Raw genomic sequence first — 22,219 nt, 5'->3', positions numbered from 1 at the left:
TGTTGAAAATTAACCGAAATTATCCGGAGTAGCCTGCCATTTCATTTATTTACGCAAAGCTGACACTCAGGCCAGGCAGTGGGACGCCAGAAAAAGCCGTGCCCCAGGTTTGTCCTGATTCAACCGGGTAGGCATCTGTCCAGGTACCGGTGGTGATGATTTCCCCCGCTTGCAAAGGCGGGAACTGCGGCTGCTTCTGCAGCAGGCTATGCAAATACCAGATGGCATGCAAAGGACTGTCAAGTACATTGCTGCCATAACCCGCACTGCGCAATGAGCCATCACAAGAGATCGATACACTGGCATTGGCCAGCACTTCTGCCAGATGCTGGCGGCTGGCGCTCGACAAAATACGTGGCTCGCCTATCAGCAGGGTACCATGCAGGCCAAGTGCGGCGATGGCATCGGCCGCTTCAAATTTCCAGTCAGGGAAAGGGCTGACCACGATCTCTATACTGTGCGCCATCCATTCCAGGCAATCGGCCAGCTCCTCTATGGTGGCGTCTGCCGCCGGCGTCTTGCCGAGCTTGAATACCACTTCAGGTTCTATGCGCGGCTGCAGGGCGCCAGCCAGGCTTTGATAGACGTAATTTTCTTCTACGTAGCGCACGGTACTGTCAAACAGGCTGGTCCAGATCGGCTCTTGTATCGCGACCTTTACACCATACTTGGACCATAGCTTGCGATTTGTAAAACCCAGTTTGCGACCTATGCGTACTTCGCCTTCGGCAATGCGTATTGCATCAGAAGCCTTGGCGATTTCATAGGCATGTTCGATACTCAGTTCAAATTGTGAAGACAGGGGGTGGATATGCTGGGTGCGGGCCCTGGCTTCAAGAACAGCATAAGCATGTTCTTCTGCCTGGAATGGCATGGGCATCATGTTTGGCATCATGTTCTGGATCATTTTCTATCTTGGAATCTGTCGACACCTGTATCAATCTCGTCAGATCAACAAATAATCACAGCCTGAATTTACAACTAGGAATGTCAGTTTAAATTCATGGCTCAACTACCGCCCCATAAGTCACCGTTGTTGCCCGATCTGGGCATGGTCACACCAAAATGTTCGTAGGCAGATGGGGTGGCAATCCTGCCCCTTGGTGTACGTTGCAAAAAACCTTGCTGTATCAGATAAGGTTCCAATACATCTTCTATGGTGTCGCGTTCTTCACCTATGGCGGCAGCGACATTATCCAGGCCAACCGGGCCGCCACCGAACTTGAACAGGATGGCTTCCAGCAATTTTCTGTCCATCAGATCAAAGCCCACCGCATCGACATCGAGCATCTTCAGGGCTGCATCGGCGATGTTCTTGGTGATCTCGCCCGTTCCCTTGACCTCGGCATAGTCGCGCACGCGACGCAACAAACGGTTGGCAATGCGCGGTGTGCCACGTGCCCGTTTGGCTATTTCACGCGCGCCATCAGCCTGTATTGGTGCATTCAACAGCGATGCAGAGCGGGTGACGATCTTGGTCAACTCTTCCGGTGTATAAAACTCAAGGCGCGCGACAATGCCAAAGCGATCACGCAGCGGATTGGTCAGCATGCCGGCGCGCGTGGTGGCGCCAACCAGGGTAAACGGTTGCAGGTCAAGTTTGACTGAACGTGCTGCCGGGCCTTCGCCTATCATGATGTCGATCTGGTAGTCTTCCAGGGCCGGGTATAGAATTTCTTCAACGACGGGCGACAGACGATGTATCTCATCTATAAACAGTACATCATTGGCTTCCAGGTTGGTCAGCAGTGCTGCCAGGTCGCCGGCGCGTTCCAGCACAGGGCCGGAAGTCTGGCGCAGGTTGACACCCATCTCGCGTGCGATGATGTGCGCCAGCGTGGTTTTGCCCAGGCCGGGCGGACCAAACAGCAGGGTGTGATCAAGCGCCTCACTACGCTGACGGGCGGCGGTAATGAAGATTTCCAGCTGGTCACGTATTTTCTCTTGTCCTACATATTCATCAAGCTGCTTGGGGCGCAGGGCGCGTTCTATCGCTTCTTCATTCGGCGAGCTGGGCGTGGCCGAGATGATGCGGGTATCCACTGCACCAGAAGAGCCGGAAGACAGGTTGTCGGTATGTATCGTCATGTCTTAGCCCTTGGACAATGCCTTCAAGGCCAGCTTGATACCATCCGACACGCCACTGCCTGCAGGAACCGACTTCATGGCCAGCAAGGCTTCTTTGTCAGAATAACCCAGTGCCAGCAAGGCATTGAGGATGTCAGCACTATGGTCGCCAGCTGCCAGTGCAGCACTGGCCGTACCCAGATCAGCACCAAGCTTGCCCTTCAATTCCAGTAACAGGCGTTCGGCGGTTTTCTTGCCTATGCCGGGCACACGGGTCAGCCTGCCTGCTTCTTGCAGGGTGATCGCCTGGGCCAGGTCTGCTACCGACATGCCGGACAAAATGGATAGGGCAGTACGGGCACCGACGCCGCTGATTTTGATCAATTGCTTGAAAGTGCTGCGCTCTTCAGCCGTACCAAAGCCAAACAGTACATGGGCGTCTTCACGGATGGCAAGATGGGTCAGCAAGACCACTTTCTCGCCAAGTGAGGGCAGGTTATAGAAAGTGCTCATGGGGACATCGACTTCATAGCCCACGCCCTGACAATCGACCAGCAATTGCGGAGGATTCTTTTCTATCAGCGTGCCTGCAATACGACCTATCATGAGACTGCTTTCATACTGTATGAATAAACAGTGATAGTAAACGATTCTTGGCCGTTTGACGAGTTTAATACAGGGAATTTATATTGATATTGCAGGAAGGTAATAATGCGCAAGAATAGCCGGATAAATTGCCCGTCAGCCTACCAGTCTGCCACCTTTGACGCGCAGGCCTTTTTTTGCCAGTCCTGGTGCAATCGCTCCCAAAGTGGCGAGGGTATCGCCGCTATGGGCGTGACAAATTGCTACGCCCAAGGCGTCGGCTGCATCCGTGCCGGGCAAACCTGACAGGGTCAACAGGCGTTGCACCATGTCCTGCACTTGCTCCTTCTTCGCGCGACCATGGCCGACCACGCCCTGTTTGACCTGCAAAGCCGTGTATTCTGACACCACCAGATCGGCTGCCACCAGGGCACAGATCGCTGCGCCACGAGCCTGACCCAGCAAGAGCGTTGATTGCGGGTTGACGTTGACGAAGACTTTTTCGATGGCAGCGCAATCGGGCTGGTAAGTGCATACTATTTCTGACACGCCTGACAGTATGGTTTTCAGGCGTTCAGGTAAAGTACCTTCCACCGTTTTTATCGTACCTGAGGCGATATACGTCAGTTTGCTACCCTGCTTGTGGATGACGCCAAAACCGGTGGTACGCAAGCCGGGGTCTATGCCTAGGATTTTCATGGATGTCTTGTATTGTTGGTCTGGTGCTGGTGTGCTGAGCTAGCTTTTGCTAGTGAGTATAGCGTACTGCGGTGAACTTCTATTCATTATTATACAAGTGCGTAATTACTTATTGTTATTTGTGGTCAGTATGTGTTGCATGCTTAAGTTGTAGTTTCTTGCGGATAGTATTCGTGAACAACGAACGCCGCTGGGCTCCAGCCTTCGCTGGAGCGACGTTAATTAAGCTTGCGGTTTGAGTGGGGATATTCAGCCCGGTTTATATCGTCGTATACCGGCCGCATGAATGAGTGAGCGGGTCTCTAAATTCGTCATTCCTGCGCAGGCAGGAATCTAGTGTCGTTTGTGGCATACCGAGGTGACTATTCTTTGTGCATAAGATTCGTAGAAAATCCAACTCACTGGAACGACGTCAATAAACGAGTGAATCTAGCAAATCGAGCATTTAACAGACTCACACAATATCCAAATACAAATCTCGCCAGTAAGGATTGGTTTCTTCAATCAACCTGATCTTCCATTCCCGCTTCCAGGCCTTGATCTGCTTTTCACGCTGAATTGCCGAAAGTATGGAAGCGACCTGTTCAAACCAGACCAGTTGATAAACTTTGTGCCGTGAAGTAAAACTGTCAACGAAGCCGTTCTTATGCTGATAAACACGCCTAATCAGATCGCTGGTAACTCCAACATACAAAGTACCATTCCTGGCGCTGGCTAATATATAGATGTAAGCCATGGGGATAAAAAAGACAGAATAAAAAACGGCCCTGATAAACAGAGCCGTTTTAAACAAAACCACTAATCAATCAATATCGCATCAATGACGGAAATGACGTGTTCCCGTATACACCATGACGACACCGCGTTCATCCGCAGCATCGATCACTTCCTGATCACGCATGGAGCCACCCGGATGAATCACGCAAGTTGCACCTGCATCCACCACCACATCAAGGCCATCACGGAAAGGGAAGAAAGCGTCGGACGCTACTGCAGATCCAGTCAGTGTCAGGCCAGCATTCTGCGCCTTGATGGAAGCGATGCGGGCAGAGTCAATACGGCTCATCTGACCAGCACCAACACCGAGGGTCATGCCATTGCCACAGAAGACGATGGCATTCGACTTGACATACTTGGCCACGCGCCAGGCAAACATCATGTCTGCCATTTGCTGTGGTGTAGGCTGCAGTTTCGAGACGACACGCAGTTCTTCCTGCAAGACGTTTTTGGCATCCGGTGCCTGCACCAGCAAACCACCGCCTACGCGTTTCATGTCATACAGGTTGAAGCCATTACCCATAGAAATTTCCAGCAGGCGCACGTTTTGTTTCGCTGCAAAAATCTGTTTTGCTTCTGCAGTGAAAGAAGGTGCAATCAAGACTTCAACAAATTGCTTGGCGACGACTTCTGCAGCCTTGCCATCAAGTTCACGGTTGAAGGCAATGATGCCACCAAATGCAGAGGTTGGGTCGGTCTGCAAGGCCTTGCTGTAGGCATCAAACGGTGTCGCTGCAACAGCGACGCCGCAAGGGTTGGCATGTTTGACAATGACGCAGGCAGATTCAGTGAAAGACTTCACACATTCCCAGGCTGCATCGGCATCAGCGATATTGTTGTAAGACAGTTCCTTGCCTTGCAATTGCTTGTAGTTGGCCAATGCGCCATCGAGAGATTTGATGTCGCGGTAAAACGCGGCAGACTGGTGCGGGTTTTCACCGTAACGCATTTCCTGCACTTTTTCAAAATGCAGGTTCAGGGTTTGCGGATAGGCGCTGCGTGTTGCGTGCGCCTTGTCTTCACCCAGGCTGGTCAGGTAGTTGGTGATCGCGCCATCATACTGTGCCGTATGGGCAAATACTTTTTTTGCCAGCGTGAACTTGGTGTCATAGCTGACGACATTCTGGTTCGCCTTCATCTCTGCCAATACAACAGCGTAGTCAGAAGGATCAACGATGACAGTCACGTCTTTGTGGTTCTTGGCAGAAGAGCGCAGCATGGTCGGGCCGCCGATGTCGATATTTTCTATCGCATCTTCGAGCGAGCATTCACCCTTGGCGACAGTTTGCTGGAAGGGGTACAGGTTGACCACCACCATATCGATGGTTGGAATGCCATGCTGCTCCAGTGCTGCCACGTGTTCAGGGAAATCACGGCGTGCCAAAATGCCGCCATGCACCTTGGGGTGCAGGGTCTTGACACGGCCATCGAGCATCTCGGGGAAGCCGGTGTAGTCAGCCACTTCGGTAACAGGCAGGCCATTGTCGGCCAGCAGTTTGGCCGTACCACCCGTGGACAGGAGCTTGACACCGAGCGCAGACAATTCACGTGCAAATTCGAGCACACCGGTCTTGTCGGAGACGGAAATGAGGGCTTGTTTGATCATGATTTTTGATGTGAGTAAGGAAATCGGTGTCAAGCCTCGCGGATGGATTAAAGCAAACCGTGCTGCTGCAATTTCTTGCGCAAGGTATTCCGGTTGATGCCCAACATATCGGCGGCTTGCGACTGGTTGCTGGAGGCGCGCGTCATCACCATTTCCAGCATCGGTTTTTCAACGGCTAACACGACCATGTCGTAAATATTGGATGCGGGTTGCTCGCCCAGGTCACGGAAATATTTTTCCAGATTCTTGTGGACGGCGTCTTGGATGCTATCTTTGCTCATGCTGTTTTTATCACTGTTCGGTTATGCCAGGCGGCGGGTCTTCCGTTTTTTACGGATGACAAGACAATTGTTTTTATAAAAGCGTGTTGTCTTATGCTGCCAGTTTTTCTTCAAAGGGGCGGTATTGTAACCGCTCCCCAGCCATGTGATCAAAAAAACTGCTGACGGCGTCTAATTGTTCATCACAATCCGTCAATAAGTTCATTTGCTGCCGGAACTCTTCACCGCCTACCAGGTCCTGTACATACCAGCCTATATGCTTGCGCGCCGTTCGTACGCCGAGGTAGTCGCCATAAAAAGCATAGTGAGCTTTTAAGTGGCTATCCATCAGTTCACGGACTTCGCTGATCAAAGGTGCTGGCAAATGTTGTCCGGTTTGCAGGAAGTGGGCGATCTCGCGAAAGATCCACGGTCGGCCTTGCGCCGCCCGGCCTATCATGATGGCGTCAGCACCGGTGACCTGCAATACGTGCTTTGCTTTTTCCGGTGTTGTGATGTCGCCATTGGCAACCACGGGGATATGGACTGCGGCCTTGACGGCAGCAATGGTGTCATATTCGGCATCACCCTTGTAGCCATCGGCGCGTGTGCGCCCATGCAAGGTCAGCATCTGTATGCCGGCCGATTCCGCCATGCGGGCAATGTTCAGGGCGTTTTTATTGGCCCTGTCCCAGCCGGTACGGAACTTCAGCGTCACCGGTACATCGACTGCACCGACCACAGCATCGAGTATCTGCCCGACCAGGCTTTCATGTTGCAGCAGGGCAGAACCACACCAGGCATTGCAGACTTTCTTGACCGGGCAACCCATATTGATATCGATGATTTGCGCACCTTTATCAACATTATGTTTGGCGCAATCGGCCAGCATCTGCGGGTCTGCACCGGCAATTTGCACGGCCTTGGGTTCCATTTCACCATCGTGGTTGGTGCGGCGTGTTGATTTTTCTGTTTCCCAGAGCTTGGGATTGGAGGCCGCCATTTCAGACACGGCATAGCCCGCGCCCAGTTCTTTGCATAACTGACGGAAAGGCCTGTCAGTCACGCCCGCCATGGGAGCAACAAAAATATTATTACGCAGCACGTAAGAGCCGATTTGCACGATCAGGGAAGGGGGAAATTCGAAGAAGCGCTATTCTACCTGAATCCTGCCTAAATATTCGGCAAAATCGTTGGTTCTGCCAAGGAATATTTTTATTTATATGGCACAGGTTTTCGATAGTTTAAATCTAGTAAATCTTGCAAGCTTTAGACTTGCTTTTCTAAATTACTAGCGTAGTCGATATACCAACCATGACAGGGATGCTTGTGTGTATACTGATCCTTACAGGCTCCTGACAAAAGTGCATTCCCTTGCCCGCAATTTTTAATCGCCATCAAGGGAATACATTTTTAATATTAAGGGAGTCGTTGTGAACACGCAAAACAGGGAGGCAGTACATAGAATCACCATCGTTGGCGGTGGTGCCGGCGGACTGGAACTGGCAGTCCGTCTCGGCAAAAAATTAGGCAAGCAGGGCAAGGCTGTCATCACGCTGGTGGATGCCAGTCGTACCCATTTATGGAAACCTTTATTGCACCAGGTTGCTGCAGGCACACTCGACAGCCACGCTGATGAGCGTGAGTATTTTGCATTGGCAAGATCAAATCATTTTGATTTCCGCCTGGGGCGCATGGACGGTTTGTCACGTGACAAGAAAGAAATCTATCTCGCCCCCACTTTGGATGAAAATGGCGTAGAGCTGTTGCCGCGCCAGGCCATACCCTATGACAGCCTGGTGATCGCTCTTGGCAGCCAGACCAATGACTTTGGCACGCCCGGTGCACGTGACAACAGCATCATGCTGGATTCACTTGCAGCGGCAGAGCGCTTTCATCAAAAGCTGATCAACTGCTGTCTGCGGGCGCAGACCCAGGCGCAGGCAGCTGGCGAAGGCCGTTTCACCGTCACCATCATTGGTGGTGGCGCTACCGGTGTGGAACTCGCTGCAGAACTGCACATGACAACCAAGATATTGTCGAGTTATGGTTTGCAAAACTTCCATCCCGAAAAAGATTTGAAGATCGTCATCGTCGATGCCGCACCACGCCTGTTGCAAATGTTGCCAGAGCGCCTGTCCGAGGCGGTTGCCCGTGAATTGCGCAGTATAGCTGTTGAAATCCATACCAATGAAAAAGTGGTTGAAGTGTCCAAGGCTGGCGTGCAGATGGCCAGCGGTAAATTCATCCCCAGCGGCATCGTGGTCTGGGCTGCTGGTATCAAGGCACCGGAGTTTTTAAAAGACCTGGACGGGCTGGAGTGCAACCGCATCAACCAGCTGGTCGTTAACCGCGCTTTACAAACTACGGTGGACCCCTCCATTTTTGCTCTTGGGGATTGCTGCGCCTGTCCGCAAGGTGAGGGTTTGCCGAATGTACCGCCACGCGCCCAGTCAGCCCATCAGCAGGCCAGCATGCTGGCCAAATCGCTGGCGCGCCAGTTACAGGGTAAATCCTTGTTGGAATTTACCTACAAAGACCATGGTTCACTGGTATCACTGGGTAATTACAGTACGGTTGGCAGCCTGATGGGAGCGATTGCCAGTGGTTCGGTTTTTATCGAAGGCACACTGGCCAAGTGGATGTACTGGTCCTTGCACAAACATCACCAGGTGGCCGTCAATGGACTCTTTCATACCTGGCTGTCGACCTGGGCAGAAACCATAGACAGGGTGCGTAATCCGCGTATCAAACTGCATTGATGGTCGGTGGCTGACAAGGCTGGCAGGCTGGTGCAGATGCCGGCCTGTCGGCTCATTACCCTAGTGGACTGTAACAGTGAAAAGCGAAGTGCCTGCCATGTGCTCGACGATCATGGCGGCGTTGCATCGACACGAAATCCGTCATTTTTATACGTCGCAATCTACGTGCGACACTACACTAGCTCGTACCTTTGCTGCGGTTCAGCTGTTTGATATAGACCGCACTGTCAGGGCGGAAGAAAGCGGCATTGATCTTCAGTGCCAGCTTGTCAAACGCCCTCTCCGCCATTACGGCGTAGACCTGGCTCTCCGGTGCACGGTGTACTGCGTCGCGGCTTGAGGTTTTGTATTCAACATTGAATGAATCGGGCGGTTCTACTTCCAGGTCAAACTTCCAGCGCTCCTTGACGTCGGGCACGACGATCGCCGCTTTGAAACGCATGACCAGACCGACGAAGGCATCGTCCTGGCGATCTGAAGTAAACACCTTGCCCGACGGTTCTATCTGGTAGGCAATCTGCAGCATGGGTATATTGCTCTGCGTATTACTGCCTGGTGAAAATGCCAGCACATCATTCGGGAAGATGGAACTGAAGGCAGTGCGTATACCTGTCGTGATGCGGCTTTCGCGTGTGGCGGCGCTGTCATCGGCAAAATATTTCGCAGCCGGGATGATTTTCATTCCACGCAGATTGCTTTCTTTCAGTTTCAGGAAAGCATCAAGCTGGCTCAGCTCGCTCGGGCTGGGGCGGGCAAAATTGATGGTCACGCCGGGGCTGTCGTGTTCTTCAGCATATTTAAGCAGATATTCCATCGCCTTGATCAAGCCTGTGTCGGAATTGACTGCCTGCGCCCGGAATTTTTGCAGCGATTTGTCATACAGCTGATGAATTTCTTCATTCACATCTGCCTGTATGTCCGTATGGGGGAAGCGTGTTTTCAATGCGCGCAAGGCACTGACCGAATTTTTCTTTTGTACTTCCTTGAAGACCACGCGTGGCAATTCAGCCTGCATCTCGGCAATATGGAACTTGCCGTGACCTAGATAGCCAAGATAAGAAGCCTCTGTCTGCGCCTGTTTCGCAGTCATATACATTTTCTTGTCAGAAGCGGCATTCCTGCCATACCAGAAGATGGCAGCAAATGTGATGGCCACTATCACCAGCGGCAGTTTTAATTCCATCAGCAAGTCCAGAATTTTTTTACCCAGGCTGCGGCCAGGGTCATTCAGGGACTTCTGCCATTTGCTTTTACGCAGGTCAAGCAAAGGGTCAAAGCCATACAGGCTGGCAATATCACGATTCTGGAAGGCGGCGCGAGCATTGTGCTGAAAACGGTTGAACTTTTCGAGTGCGATTTCGGCCCGGTTTTTATTGGTGAGGACCAGGGTCTTGCGGGTTCCATCTGTAAAATTGAAAGTGAATACGGTCTTGGTGTAGCGACCATTGGTTTCATGGTGTATTGCGTCAAGCTTGCGCAGCTGTGCCAGATCATGGATACCGATTTTTTCACTGCGTACATCGATCAGGGCCATGGGGAATAAATAGCGGCCAGGCAGAAAATGAAATTTCTGTACCATCTGCAAACGCTGCCACATCGCGTATGCACCGTAGACGATGCCAAAAAACAGTATGGAGTACCATAACAGCAGATGCCTGTCGGCCCAGGCGGTGTCCTTGATGGGGTCGCCATAATCGGCAGAGGCTGCCAGGTAGACTAAAAAGCCGCAGAACAGGCAGAGCGACAGGTTGACGGTATAGGTGTACCAGTTTGCATTTGCGTCGCCATAGACCAGGTGTTCAGGATTGCGCACTGACCTGGCTAATTGTTTCCTGACATTGCGGGACAGCGCATCATAATCGAATTGATAAAAGACTCGCACAAATTCCGTCCTTCAACTTAGAATGTTTGCCTTGGGGAAAATCGCTTACATTGCTTTCAGGAATTGTTCGATCAACCCAATTGTCGCAAGTGCCAGCATATAGAGATTGCAATGATACAGAGTGGGCAGTATCACCATTTCCTCCACCTTGGTCAATCTGTGTTGTTGCATTCTGTCTGGCATGCATAAAACTATTTTTTTGAACGCCCATTCATCAGACAATCCCCGCCATTTATCGGCGATTGTCTGGCAGTGATCGCAAAGCGAAGGAAACCAGACTTGCTCATCCGTATATTGCACATCATCAACCACCCACATGGAGTAAAGATGATGAAACACTGGAAAATCCTGATCGCCGCACCCCTCGTTGCATTGGCCGTTAATTATTCGTATGCAGGCGCAGTCAAGAATGGTATTCCCAAAGGCTGGACTGGCAATGGGGCAATCGCCACGCATTATGAAAGTGGCATCGATGAGTCGCAGGGAACAAAAGAACAGCCTGCTTTTTTTATTGCCGCCAAAAATGCCAAAGCGGATGACTTTGCTGCCATTACGCAAGTGGTGGATGCCACCGCGTACAGGGGAAAGACGATGTCCTTTACTGCATCAGTACTGCATATGGGAGAACACGGTGGCTATGAGTTCTGGATCAGGACCGTGGATGACAAGGGAGGTGTTTCGATTTCTTCTACCTGGGCACGCAAGAGTGATACCTGGGAGGCGATCAGGGCCAAGTTGACCGTGCCAGCCAATGCCACAAAGTTGGAGCTTGGCGTCAGTCTCAAGGATAATGGGAAGTTATTCGTCAAGGGCATGGCATTCAATGATATGCAGACAAGAACCCCCATTCCCGAAAGTAAAGATCATGTCGCCAATAAAATCACGATGGGGGCGGTGACGGCACCTCTGCAAAACTTGAATTTCTCGGAATAAGTTAAAAACTGATGCATCAAGAATTGACTGTGACTGGGCCAGATAATGGCAGCCTGACATCTGTTTCCTGGCCCCGGTTGCCTGCCATCGCTGTGCTGGGTTTGGTGGCTTTCGCCAGTTTTAGTGGTAAGCACTCAGCCTGGCTCGCAGATTGCCTGGCTATCCTGCTGGGCTATACCCTGGCGCAAGCCGGATTATGTCTGTCACAAAAAACAGCGTGGTTCAAACATGCCAGCCAGCGCTGGGCTATCCTGGCCTTGTCCGTGGTGCTGGCATTGTTTGCTGGGCTCAGGGTAGAAGCCGTATTCTGGCCTGCGTTGACCACAGGCCATGCCAGCTGGTTATTGCCTGCCATCCTTCTGGCATTTATTCTTGCCACGGTCTTGCCTGCTGCCATAGACCTGGAAATCAGGCAGCGCACCCAGGCCAGCCTGGCGGCAGAAGCCAGCAAGCACAAAATCGAGAGACAAATGCTGGAAGCCAAACTGGCTGCATTGCAGGGCCAGATAGAACCACATTTTTTATTTAATACTTTGGCCAATACCCGCGCCCTGATCCATCAGGATGCCAATCAGGCAGAGCAGATGCTCAACCACCTGATTGCCTATTTGCGTGCGGCCATGCCCGATATGCGGCTGACCACCACCACCCTGGGGCAGGAACTTGACCGGGCCGCAGCCTATCTGCAAATTTTCCAGATACGACTGGGCAGTCGCTTCCAGTTTTCCGTGCAGGCAGACAAAGATGTGCGCGCCTGTCTGATCCCGCCCCTGGCCATCATGAGTCTGGTTGAAAACGCCATCAAGCATGGCATAGAGCCACAGCCTGGTGAAGTGCGCATAGATATTCACGCCCGTTGCGAAGGCGGTACTTTACATGTGGCAGTCAGGGATAATGGCCGTGGTTTCCAGAACGAGCTGGGTAGTGGAGTCGGTTTGCTTAACGTGCAGGAAAGACTGCTGGCACTGTTTGGTGAACAGGCAGAATTACGACTCTCGCCGCGCCAAACCGGCGGTGTCGATGCAGAACTGATTCTGCCGGCAAGAACAAGGGCGCAGACATGAACTTGCCCGGCAAAGCCAGTCCACGCGCCCTGATCGCCGAAGACGAAACCATCTTGCGTGACGAATTGCAGGCAGCACTGGCACGCCTGTGGCCAGAACTGGAAGTGGTCGCCGCAGTCGACGACGGTATCACCGCCGCCCAGGCCATTGCCGACCTGCAGCCCGACCTGGCTTTTCTTGATGTGCGCATGCCGGGTCTGACTGGCATAGACGTGGCGCGTCTGGCAAGCCAGAACTGCCATATCGTATTTTTGACTGCCCACAATGATTATGCGATCGATGCCTTTGACCAGGGGGCTGTCGATTATCTGCTCAAGCCGCTTGATGTCGGTCGCCTGGCGCTGGCGGTACAAAGGCTGAAGCAACGGCTGACACAGCAACCAGCTGACCTGTCGGCATTGCAGATCAAAAAGCCGGATGTTGCCTTGCGCTGGATACAGGCATCAGTCGGACAGCAGATACGCTTCATCAATGTCAGCGACGTGCTTTGTTTCAGGGCCGACGCCAAATACACCAAGGTGCTGACCGGCAAACTCGAAGCCCATATACGCACCACCATCAAGGACCTGGCGGTTCAGCTTGATGGCGACAGGTTCTGGCAGATATCACGCAGCAATATCGTCAACGTCGCCGCTATCGCTGCCGTACAACGTGTCGATGGCGGCCTCAGCCTGCGGCTGGAAAACGAGATGGAATGGCTGGCCGTATCGCAGCCGTATCAATTTCAGTTCAGGCAGATGTAGGGAGGACAAGCAAGGTGCCAGGTGCAGACAGACTGTCTCCTGTCATCCTTACCATGCTGTATGGGAAGGCGGCGTATCGCCTGAAATGGAAATACTCCTCCTGCCATGCACATGTGCTGGTTCAGTTCATGGCTTCTGGTTGATTTCATCCATCGCGTCATCGGCATCCAGATGGGCTATGTCACCCCATTGCACCAGTTTGATGTTTTTGCCCGTGACTTCAAAGCGGTTGATGCTGGCGTTGTAGATGGTGATTTCACGCGGGGCACTCAATGGCAAATCCTTGGCGGCGCGATAGGCGCATTCGAGCACGCCGCCATGCGCTACCAGGGCGATCTTTTTGCCTTCAAACTGCTTTGCGTAGTGAAATACATGCTCCATCACGCGTTTGTGGAACTGGCGTATGGTTTCACCCTCATTTTCACCGGGTGGGAATGGTGCATCCGGTTCATGCGCCTGCCAGGCATGGTATTCCTTGCGGTACAGGCTGGGCAATTCGCTGTAAAGCTTGCCTTCAAAACCGCCGAAGCAGCGCTCACGCAAGCCCTTGTCGATACGGGTGCTGACGCCTTGCAGGCGTGCGATTTCACCAGCAGTCTGCACGGCGCGCTGCAAGTCGCTGGAGATGATCGCGTTCAGTTTCTCATTTTGCAAAGCCCAGGCCAGGGCCTTGGCCTGACGTGTGCCTTCGGCATTGAGCGGGATGTCTAGATGACCTTGCAGGCGGCGTTCAGCATTCCAGGCGGTTTCGCCGTGGCGTATCAATAAAATTTCTGTGGGTTTCATTTGTTTATTTTGTCTTTAACCAGAAGGTTACCGGGCCATCATTGGTCAGTGACACCTTCATGTCGGCGCCAAAGCTGCCGGTTTCTACCAGCGCATGTTTGCTGCGCGCCCGGGTGACGAAGTAATCAAATAACTGCCTGCCCAGTTCTGGCGGGGCAGCAGGAGTGAAAGAGGGGCGTGTGCCGGAATTGGTATCCGCCGCCAGCGTGAATTGCGGCACCAGCAGCAAGCCGCCCTGCACATCAGTGACACTGCGGTTCATCTTGCCGGCTTCGTCTGAAAACACACGGTAAGATAATAATTTTTTCAGCAGGTCGTCGGCCTGTTTTTCGGTGTCTTCACGTTCTGCGCAGACCAGGACCATCAGGCCGGCATTGATGGCGCCTATGGTGTTGCCGTCGACGACAACATTGGCGTGAGTGACTCTTTGGAGTAAGGCGATCATGGGGGAGAGTTTGGTTTTGTTGCTTGGATGGCGGTGAAGAGAGAGCGGGCGAAATTCCGTAGCTCGGGCAAGGTCCCGTAGGTTGGGCTGATGAAGCCTAGCCTAGCGAGGCCCGGCCCAACCTACGCACACAACATCATGCCGTCAAAGTTACCTTCGCAAACTTGCGCTTGCCGACTTGCACCACAAATGTACCTGCTTCAACTTTGAGGCCCTTGTCACTGATGACAACAGAGTCAATTTTTACACCACCCTGTTCCACCATCCGCATGCCTTCACCTGTCGATGCACACAGATTGGTTTGCTTCAGTAACTGGCCTATGCTCAATGGCGCACCTGCCAGACTGACTTCCGGCACGTCATCCGGTATCCCACCCTTGGAACGATTGACAAAATCTGCCAGCGCATCTTCTGCTGCCTGTTTATTGTGGAAGCGTGTCACGATCTCTTGTGCAATCGCCACCTTGATATCGCGCGGGTTCTGGCCTTCTGCCACGGCTTTCTTGTAGGCCGCGATCTGTTCCAGTGAACAGAAAGACAGCAGCTCGTAGTAGCGCCACATCATGGTGTCAGAAATACTCATGACCTTGGCGAACATGGTGTTGGCCGGTTCAGTGATGGCGATGTAGTTGTTCTTGGACTTCGACATCTTCTCGACGCCATCGAGGCCTTCGAGCAAAGGCATGGTCAGGATACATTGTGGCTCTTGTCCGTAATCCTTTTGCAGTTCACGGCCCACCAGCAGGTTGAACTTCTGGTCCGTGCCGCCGAGTTCGAGGTCAGATTTCAGGGCGACAGAATCGTAACCCTGCATCAGCGGGTACAAAAATTCATGTACCGAAATCGGTGTGCCGGCCTTGAAGCGTTTGGTGAAGTCATCGCGCTCCATCATGCGGGCAACGGTGTACTTGGATGACAGCTGTATCATGCCGCGCGCGCCCAGCGGGTCTGACCACTCAGAGTTGTAGCGTATCTCGGTCTTGCTGGCGTCCAGCACCAGGGCCGCCTGCTTGAAGTAAGTCTGGGCGTTTTCTTCTATCTGTTCGCGCGTCAGCGGCGGGCGGGTGGCGTTGCGGCCAGACGGGTCACCGATCATGGAGGTGAAGTCGCCGATCAAAAAGATCACGGTATGGCCCAGATCTTGCAGCTGGCGCATCTTGTTGAGCACAACGGTGTGGCCGAGGTGCAAATCTGGTGCAGTCGGGTCCAGCCCCAGTTTGATGCGCAGGGGTTTGCCAGTCTGTTCGCTGCGGGCGAGCTTCTGGGCAAATTCGGATTCAATTAAAAGTTCATCAACGCCGCGTTTGGTCACTGCCAGTGCATGCTGCACTGCATCGGACAAGGGCAGGAGTTTACTGGCGTTGCCAGTGGTATCAGGGGAGCTGGAATTTTGTTCAGAAGTCATTTTTAATTTACATCAAATTTTTTTGTAACACCGCTGGTCGAATTTCGGTTCTGAATCCATAATCAGCGTTTTGCCAAATTCTGGGTGTTGGTTAAATTGCAGGTGTGTTTATTGTTACCGCCAAAATGCGATTTTACTAGCTAAGAGATTGATTTATAATCTTTTCCTGATTTGTTGTCTGCCTGATATCTGCCACATTTGTTGGCAAGTTCAATTGGCGTCAACAGGCTCGAATTTTCTCTAAAAACAGTCAATTTTAACTTATTGCATGCGTCCAACAGATAAATTACTTCGTTTAGCTTCTGGTAGCAGGCTGTTATTCGGCACCACACGCGCTTCGCGCATCATTTCCGTTTCTGCACTTTTCTTTGCTGTGTGCGCATTTGGCGCAGTCGGTGTTGCCCCTATGGCGCCCGATGCATCTGACTTGCCGGTCAAGAAAATCAAGGAAGAACTGGCTTTGCCTGCACTGGATGACCAGGTTGCAGCATTGGAAGCGAATGACCAGCAATTCATCCGTGAAGCTACTTTCAAGAGCAGTGAGCCCCTGGCCAGTTTTTTGCAGCGCATCGGCGTCGATGACGATGAAGCCAGCCAGTTCATCAAGTCAGACAACATTGCCCGTAGCATGTTGCAGTTCAGGGCAGACAAGACCGTGGCAGTCAAGACCGATGATGAAGGCGAACTCCTGTGGTTGCAGACAACAGTCTCGGATGGTCCGGACAAACCGGTCAGGAACATCACGATCAGCCGTGATAAAAATGGCAAGCTGACATCTTCAGATACTACCGCCAACCTGGAAAGACGTATAGAAATGGCATCAGCCTATATCCGTACTTCGTTCTACCAGGCAACGGATGATGCCAATATTGCTACCAGTATAGCGCAACAGGTCAATACCATGTTCGAGACCAATGTTGATTATCGTCGCTTGCAAAAAGGTGATTATTTCAATATTGTCTACGAAAGCTTCTGGCAAAACGGCGAGCGCGTCCGCACCGGCCGTGTGCTGGCAGGTGAATTCAGCAATTCCGGCAAACTCTACCAGGCAGCCTGGTTTGAAGAAACCGGCGGCAAGGGGGGGTATTACACCTTTGACGGCAAGTCCCTGAAAAAAGCCTTCCTCAAGTCACCGATAGAATTTACCCGCGTCTCGTCCGGTTTCTCCATGCGTGTGCATCCTATCTCCGGCCAGTGGAAGCAGCACAAGGGTGTTGATTTTGCAGCCGCGACTGGCACACCTATCCGTGCTTCTGCCGATGGCGTGATTGAATCGGTAGGCCCCAGCGGCGGTTACGGCAACCTGGTCGTCATCAAGCACTGGAATGGTTACAGCACAGCCTATGCCCATATGAGCCGCTTTGCGGCAGGTATACACAAGGGCATGAAGGTCAGCCAGAGCGATGTGATTGGTTATGTCGGCACCACCGGCTGGTCCACCGGTCCGCATCTGCATTATGAGTTCCGTGTCAATAACGAAGCGCGTGACCCCATGTCCATCAACATGACGGAAGCGGCGCCGCTGGCTACCGCTGAAATGAATCGTTTCAAAGGCTTTGCCGGCGACATGATCCACCGCTTCAACCTGATGCACCCGGAACGCATGGCAGAAGTGATGCGCCTGGCGACCAAGCGCTCATAAGTCTGTATAAGTCGTCACAAGACTGACTTGGGCACTGTGTCCGCAGACCAGCTCATCATACGCAAGGCAGAGACAGCAGATGTCTCTGCCTTGACTGTTCTGATACTGCAAGTATGGCTTGATACCTACGTCAGGCAAGGTGTCAGACCTTCCATCGCCGACTATGTCTTGTCTGAACTGACAACGGCACGCACGGCAGCTTATCTCGCACAAGAGCATACCCACATTTTGCTGGCAGAGGTCGATGGCCATCTGGTTGGCTATTGCCAGACCGTGAACGGCAAATGCTGTACGCAAATACCGGGCGAATTTCAAGCCGAACTTGATCATCTGTATGTACATCCTGCTTTTTTCGGGCGCGGCATAGGACGCTGCCTGCTGGGTGAAGCAGAAGCGCACTTGCGCTCACAAGGCGTGCAGCAAGTCTGGCTCACCGCCTGGGTGGGCAATGACAAGGCGCTGCGTTTTTATCCGCAGGCCGGTTATGCTGACATTGGAGCTACCATCTTCCAGATGAAAGATGAAGAGCTTGCCAACAGAATTTTCTGCAAGACGCTGTCATCGTCCGTGTAGTCTTCTATACTCATGTCCACAGCGACAGTAACGGGTAACAGCATGAGCATGCAGCAAAGCAAAAACAATCAGGCACAAATCTACATAGGCATGATGTCAGGCACCAGCCTTGACGGTGTCGATGGCGTCATGGTGCGCTTCCCTGATATTGACGACGGGAGTGATACCGGCATGCAGATATTGGCGACGGCCTATATCCCGTTTGATGCAGAGCTGCGCCAGCGAGCCATGCGCCTGCAACAAGCCAGTGACGATGAGTTGCATCATGAAGCCATGCTGGCAAATGAGCTGGTGCAGGCCTATGCGGCCTGCGTCAAAAAACTGCAGGCAGCGGCAGAAGGGCAAGCTGTACATGCCATAGGAGTGCATGGACAAACCATCAGGCACAGGCCGGAACTGGGCTATACCCGGCAGACAAATAATCCCTCACTGCTGGCAGAGTTGACCGGCATTGATGTCATTGCTGATTTCCGCAGCCGCGATGTTGCGGCTGGCGGCCAGGGCGCACCTCTGGTCCCGGCTTTTCATCGCGCTGTTTTTGGACGTGCAGGTGTCTCCAACGTCGTCGCCAATATCGGCGGCATCAGCAACATCAGCGTGCTGGCGGCAGATGGCAGTACCCGTGGTTTTGATACCGGGCCAGGCAATGTGCTGATGGATGCCTGGGTGCAGCAGCATCATGGTAAAACTTATGACGTGAACGGTAACTGGGCAGCGCAGGGGACTGTCATTCCCGCGTTGTTGAGCAGGCTGATGGGTGAAGCTTACCTGCACATGCCGCCACCCAAAAGCACAGGCCGCGACCTGTTCCACATGGCATGGCTGCAAGCCAGATTGCAGGGTTTTGAGACGGCATCGGCCGTCGACGTGCAGGCCACGCTGTGTGAATTTACTGCACAGGTACTGGCGAACGATATCGCCCGTTACGCTGCGGATGCTGCCCATGTATATGTTTGTGGCGGCGGCGCTTTCAATCGACTGCTCATGCAGCGTTTGCAGGCTTTGCTGGCAGCACAATCATGCGATGCCGCTGTCAGCAGTACTGCCGCATTGGGCGTTGCGCCCGAACAGGTAGAAGCCCTGGCCTTCGCCTGGCTGGCACAGCGTTTCTGTTTGCGTTTGCCCGGCAATCTGGCCGAGGTGACCGGGGCCAGGGGCGGGCGTATTCTCGGTGCGCTTTATCCTGCATGATATGGTGCATGAGATCGCGCAAGAAATGGTACGTGAAAAGGGCGTGGTATTTACCAGAATTTCCACCAGGGTTTGATGGGTTTGAATGCGGCTTCTTCCTGCTGTGACGACGGCGTTGCTGTTCCACTTGCCGACAATGTTTCTGTTGCGGCGGTGTCAGTTGACAATTGCGGATCAGGGTAAAAACGTGAAGAGCCTTTTTCCCCTGCCCTCAGTCGCTCGGTAATCTCCTTGACCTTGCCATCTGCCGGTACCAGTTTCAGGTATTTGTCGAACTGGACGATGGCTTCCCCGGTTTTTCCCTGATGCAGGCAGGCAAAGCCCAGGCCTTGATAGGCTTCTGCCGGTACGTAAGGTGTGGTCAGCTCTATCACCTTGCTGAACAGACGTTCGGCATCGGGCATCAGGTCATGATGCAGACTGACATACATGGTGGCCCTGCACATCATTGCTTGCAGGTGATATTCATCAATCCGGAAAATTTCATTGAGCAACATGTCGGCATGTTGCGCTGCATTAGGTATGCCCAGATTGTGTCCCATGCGCAGCAGTTCTGCCACCACCAGCTTGACTGTCATGTCTTGTGGATGGTCACGCAGCAGTGACGATGCATGGGAATAATCGGTTTGCCACAAGAAACGGATTTCGCGTTCCTGCTCTTCAGAACTGATATTGGTGGGCCAGCCGCCGATGACTTGCCGATACAGCACCAGACGCTCATCAAAGTAAGCCATCTTTTGTTCGTACTGTAGTTGCTGTGCTGTTTGCTCGGTCATGGCGATCATTTCTTTAGAGGCTGTTGCGAAATTAAGCTGGCGTTGTTGCGCCTCCCGAACGTAAAACCCGGTACTAAAGTACTGCCTGCGTCGGCGTCGCCTAGCCATCTTAATTTCGCAACAGCCTCTTAGTAACACCAAGAATCTCTATCTTAGTATTGCACCGGATTATGCACTTGGCAAGCATAGTCAGAACTGACCATGGTGCTGGCGACCATGACAGTCTTTTTCCAGTTTCTATACAATGACATACCAGCTCATTCCATACAAATGCATTTAATACAAACCTATTCAACACAGACACCAGAGAAAACAATGACTCACCTGATCTACGTAGCCGACCCCATGTGTTCCTGGTGTTATGGCTTCGGGCCGGAATTGCAGGCCCTGCTGGAAACTATACCAGATGCAAAAATTGACCTGGTCATGGGCGGTTTGCGCGCCTATAACAAGCAAGCGCTTGACGATGCCACTCGTACCATGTTGCTGGGCCACTGGCAACACGTGGCAGAGCGCAGCGGCCTGCCTTTCGATGAGCAGGCCCTGATGCGGCCGGGCTTTATCTATGATACAGAGCCGGCCTGCCGCGCCGTTGTGACAGCCCGCATCCTGACAGATGATGACAGTGGCCGGGCCGTGCTGGCGGTATTCCATGCCATACAGCATGGTTTTTATGCCAGTGCGCGCGATGTGTGCGATTCTGCCGTACTGGCAGAGCTGGCCGTTGCCGCCATGAACCAGGTCGAAGGCGAGGGCAGTTTTGATGAAGCCAGCTTCGGCGAGACGCTCGCATCCCCCATGGCCATGTCGGATACCAGGGCCGACTTTGAACAGAGCCAGCAATGGGGCATACGCGGTTTCCCGGCGCTGCTGGTCTTGCATGACAATGCCCTGCACATGATAGCCAATGGCTATACAGCACGCGACGACCTGATCAAGTCCCTGCAAGAATTACAGCAGTCATCACAGAAAGAACAAGCATGAGCAATCACCTGCATAGCCCTGCACTGAAGATCGCACCGGACGGGCCAGAATTTTCGCGCGTCGTGCTGGGCCTGTGGCGTCTGGTCAGCTGGCAGATGACGCCACAGCAAAGGGTGAGTTTTCTGGAGCAGGCACTGGAACTGGGCATTACCACCATCGACCAGGCAGATATCTATGGCGACTACCAGAGCGAAAGCCTGCTCGGTGAAGCGCTTGCCCTGGCACCGCATCTGCGCGACAAATTCCAGTTTGTCAGCAAATGCGGCATCAAGCTGGTTTCTGCCAACAGACCTGCGCACGGCATGCAGCACTACGACACCAGTGCAGCGCATATCATTGCCTCGGCAGAACAATCGCTGCGCGCCATGCAACTGGAGCAGCTTGACCTGCTATTGATACACAGGCCAGACCCGCTGATGGACGCTGATGAAATGGCAGATGCCTTCAGGCAATTGCAGGACAGCGGCAAGGTCAGGCACTTTGGTGTGTCCAACTTCACTAATAGCCAGTTTGAATTGCTGGCCTCACGCTTTCCGCTGGTGACCAATCAGATTGAAATGTCGTTGTTGCATAGGCAACCCCTGCATGACGGTACTCTTGATTTATTGCAACGTTTGCGCATTGCACCGATGATCTGGTCGGCCCTGGGCGGCGGCAGCTTGTTCATGCCACTGCATGAACAAAACGAGCAGGGCCGGCGTATCAGCAAGGTGCTGGCAAAAATTGCCGACGAGCATGCAGTCAGCACACCGGTCATCGCCATTGCCTGGATATTGCAGCATCCGTCAAGGCCACTGGTATTGACTGGATCTGGCCGGATTGCTGCCGTTAAGGAAGCAGTGCAGGCCACCAATATCAAACTCAGCCGTGAGCAATGGTTTGCCCTGTGGTGTGCGTCAGCCGGCAAAAACGTCGATTGAAATATTCAAGCAAGCGCTGATAAATTTTAAAGCAATATAATGTACTTGCCACAGCTCAAGATGCGCTGTGGCATTTCGGTTGCAATCATTGAAACTGTGTTGAATCGCTACGTAATAGT

Annotated in this window: 22 protein-coding genes; 9 read left to right on the top strand and 13 right to left on the bottom strand. The window is 52.8% G+C overall.

The features are described 5' to 3' along the window. Positions 1-49: 49 nt before the first annotated feature. From LZ463_RS11200 to dusB, 8 genes are all read right to left on the bottom strand, one after another. Entirely contained in the window at positions 50-880 is an 831-nt protein-coding gene (locus LZ463_RS11200; protein ID WP_241455745.1) for a 2-keto-4-pentenoate hydratase, read from the bottom strand. A gap of 128 nt (positions 881-1,008) precedes the next feature. Next, entirely contained in the window at positions 1,009-2,088 is a 1,080-nt protein-coding gene (ruvB, locus tag LZ463_RS11195) for a Holliday junction branch migration DNA helicase RuvB (RefSeq protein WP_241455709.1), read from the bottom strand. A 3-nt stretch (positions 2,089-2,091) separates the two neighbouring features. Then, on the bottom strand, positions 2,092-2,673 hold the full coding sequence (gene ruvA / locus LZ463_RS11190; protein WP_241455708.1) for a Holliday junction branch migration protein RuvA: 582 nt from the start codon (positions 2,671-2,673) through the stop codon (positions 2,092-2,094). Between the two features lie 135 nt (positions 2,674-2,808). Then, positions 2,809-3,351, bottom strand: coding sequence for a crossover junction endodeoxyribonuclease RuvC (gene ruvC, locus LZ463_RS11185; protein WP_241455707.1), 543 nt, complete (start codon positions 3,349-3,351; stop codon positions 2,809-2,811). A gap of 454 nt (positions 3,352-3,805) precedes the next feature. Continuing rightward, positions 3,806-4,087: a GIY-YIG nuclease family protein gene (locus LZ463_RS11180; protein WP_241455706.1), complete on the bottom strand. Its 282-nt coding sequence runs from the start codon at positions 4,085-4,087 to the stop codon at positions 3,806-3,808. A gap of 81 nt (positions 4,088-4,168) precedes the next feature. Then, positions 4,169-5,734, bottom strand: a complete 1,566-nt coding sequence (gene purH / locus LZ463_RS11175) for a bifunctional phosphoribosylaminoimidazolecarboxamide formyltransferase/IMP cyclohydrolase (RefSeq protein WP_241455705.1) — start codon at positions 5,732-5,734, stop codon at positions 4,169-4,171. A gap of 47 nt (positions 5,735-5,781) precedes the next feature. Next, positions 5,782-6,015: a helix-turn-helix domain-containing protein gene (locus LZ463_RS11170; protein ID WP_110258221.1), complete on the bottom strand. Its 234-nt coding sequence runs from the start codon at positions 6,013-6,015 to the stop codon at positions 5,782-5,784. 91 nt (positions 6,016-6,106) lie between these two features. Then, positions 6,107-7,117, bottom strand: a complete 1,011-nt coding sequence (gene dusB, locus LZ463_RS11165; RefSeq protein ID WP_241455704.1) for a tRNA dihydrouridine synthase DusB — start codon at positions 7,115-7,117, stop codon at positions 6,107-6,109. Positions 7,118-7,427: 310 nt separating this feature from the next. Here dusB and LZ463_RS11160 point away from each other — a divergent pair, with 310 nt between their 5' ends. Beyond that, positions 7,428-8,756 (top strand): NAD(P)/FAD-dependent oxidoreductase, encoded by a 1,329-nt coding sequence (locus tag LZ463_RS11160; protein ID WP_241455703.1) that lies wholly within the window; start codon positions 7,428-7,430, stop codon positions 8,754-8,756. A 178-nt stretch (positions 8,757-8,934) separates the two neighbouring features. Here LZ463_RS11160 and LZ463_RS11155 read toward each other — a convergent pair whose 3' ends face one another. Then, positions 8,935-10,638, bottom strand: a complete 1,704-nt coding sequence (locus LZ463_RS11155) for a glycoside hydrolase family protein (RefSeq protein ID WP_241455702.1) — start codon at positions 10,636-10,638, stop codon at positions 8,935-8,937. Positions 10,639-10,965: 327 nt separating this feature from the next. Here LZ463_RS11155 and LZ463_RS11150 point away from each other — a divergent pair, with 327 nt between their 5' ends. From LZ463_RS11150 to LZ463_RS11140, 3 genes are read left to right on the top strand one after another with little or no spacing between them, the layout of a single operon-like run. Then, positions 10,966-11,571 carry a hypothetical protein gene (locus tag LZ463_RS11150; RefSeq protein WP_241455701.1) on the top strand — a complete coding sequence of 202 codons (606 nt, stop codon included), beginning with the start codon at positions 10,966-10,968 and terminating at the stop codon, positions 11,569-11,571. Between the two features lie 29 nt (positions 11,572-11,600). Beyond that, positions 11,601-12,635, top strand: a complete 1,035-nt coding sequence (locus LZ463_RS29215; RefSeq protein WP_241455700.1) for a sensor histidine kinase — start codon at positions 11,601-11,603, stop codon at positions 12,633-12,635. Beyond that, the gene (locus tag LZ463_RS11140; protein WP_241455699.1) at positions 12,632-13,378 is read left to right on the top strand and encodes a LytR/AlgR family response regulator transcription factor; all 747 of its coding nucleotides are present in this window, start codon (positions 12,632-12,634) and stop codon (positions 13,376-13,378) included. Before LZ463_RS29215 ends, LZ463_RS11140 begins: the two co-directional genes overlap by 4 nt. 126 nt (positions 13,379-13,504) lie before the next feature. Here LZ463_RS11140 and LZ463_RS11135 read toward each other — a convergent pair whose 3' ends face one another. The 3 genes from LZ463_RS11135 to tyrS form a co-directional block, all read right to left on the bottom strand. Continuing rightward, positions 13,505-14,164, bottom strand: coding sequence for a histidine phosphatase family protein (locus LZ463_RS11135; RefSeq protein WP_241455698.1), 660 nt, complete (start codon positions 14,162-14,164; stop codon positions 13,505-13,507). Positions 14,165-14,168: 4 nt separating this feature from the next. Then, positions 14,169-14,609: a D-aminoacyl-tRNA deacylase gene (dtd, locus tag LZ463_RS11130; RefSeq protein WP_241455697.1), complete on the bottom strand. Its 441-nt coding sequence runs from the start codon at positions 14,607-14,609 to the stop codon at positions 14,169-14,171. 136 nt (positions 14,610-14,745) lie between these two features. Next, positions 14,746-16,014 (bottom strand): tyrosine--tRNA ligase, encoded by a 1,269-nt coding sequence (gene tyrS, locus LZ463_RS11125; protein ID WP_241455696.1) that lies wholly within the window; start codon positions 16,012-16,014, stop codon positions 14,746-14,748. A gap of 268 nt (positions 16,015-16,282) precedes the next feature. Between tyrS and LZ463_RS11120 the strand changes: the two genes are divergently transcribed. The 3 genes from LZ463_RS11120 to LZ463_RS11110 are packed head-to-tail and all read left to right on the top strand — an operon-like array spanning position 16,283 to position 19,420. Continuing rightward, positions 16,283-17,656: a M23 family metallopeptidase gene (locus LZ463_RS11120; RefSeq protein WP_241455695.1), complete on the top strand. Its 1,374-nt coding sequence runs from the start codon at positions 16,283-16,285 to the stop codon at positions 17,654-17,656. A gap of 36 nt (positions 17,657-17,692) precedes the next feature. Further along, positions 17,693-18,229 carry a GNAT family N-acetyltransferase gene (locus tag LZ463_RS11115; protein WP_241455694.1) on the top strand — a complete coding sequence of 179 codons (537 nt, stop codon included), beginning with the start codon at positions 17,693-17,695 and terminating at the stop codon, positions 18,227-18,229. A 42-nt stretch (positions 18,230-18,271) separates the two neighbouring features. Further along, a complete protein-coding gene (locus LZ463_RS11110; protein ID WP_241455693.1) occupies positions 18,272-19,420 on the top strand; it encodes an anhydro-N-acetylmuramic acid kinase in 1,149 nt (382 codons plus the stop codon). A 50-nt stretch (positions 19,421-19,470) separates the two neighbouring features. On the opposite strand, the gene LZ463_RS11105 is transcribed toward LZ463_RS11110, so the two are convergent. After that, complete coding sequence (locus LZ463_RS11105; RefSeq protein ID WP_241455692.1) at positions 19,471-20,196, bottom strand: tetratricopeptide repeat protein; 726 nt, start codon at positions 20,194-20,196, stop codon at positions 19,471-19,473. A gap of 315 nt (positions 20,197-20,511) precedes the next feature. Here LZ463_RS11105 and LZ463_RS11100 point away from each other — a divergent pair, with 315 nt between their 5' ends. Beyond that, entirely contained in the window at positions 20,512-21,180 is a 669-nt protein-coding gene (locus LZ463_RS11100; RefSeq protein WP_241455691.1) for a DsbA family protein, read from the top strand. After that, the gene (locus LZ463_RS11095; protein WP_241455690.1) at positions 21,177-22,100 is read left to right on the top strand and encodes an aldo/keto reductase; all 924 of its coding nucleotides are present in this window, start codon (positions 21,177-21,179) and stop codon (positions 22,098-22,100) included. Before LZ463_RS11100 ends, LZ463_RS11095 begins: the two co-directional genes overlap by 4 nt. The last annotated feature ends 119 nt before the right edge of the window (positions 22,101-22,219 follow it).

This window comes from Undibacterium paludis, assembly GCF_022568815.1.
In the GTDB taxonomy this organism is placed as follows: domain Bacteria; phylum Pseudomonadota; class Gammaproteobacteria; order Burkholderiales; family Burkholderiaceae_D; genus Undibacterium.
Note: the sequence above shows the minus strand (reverse complement) of the source record. Positions and strands in the feature narration are given on the sequence as shown.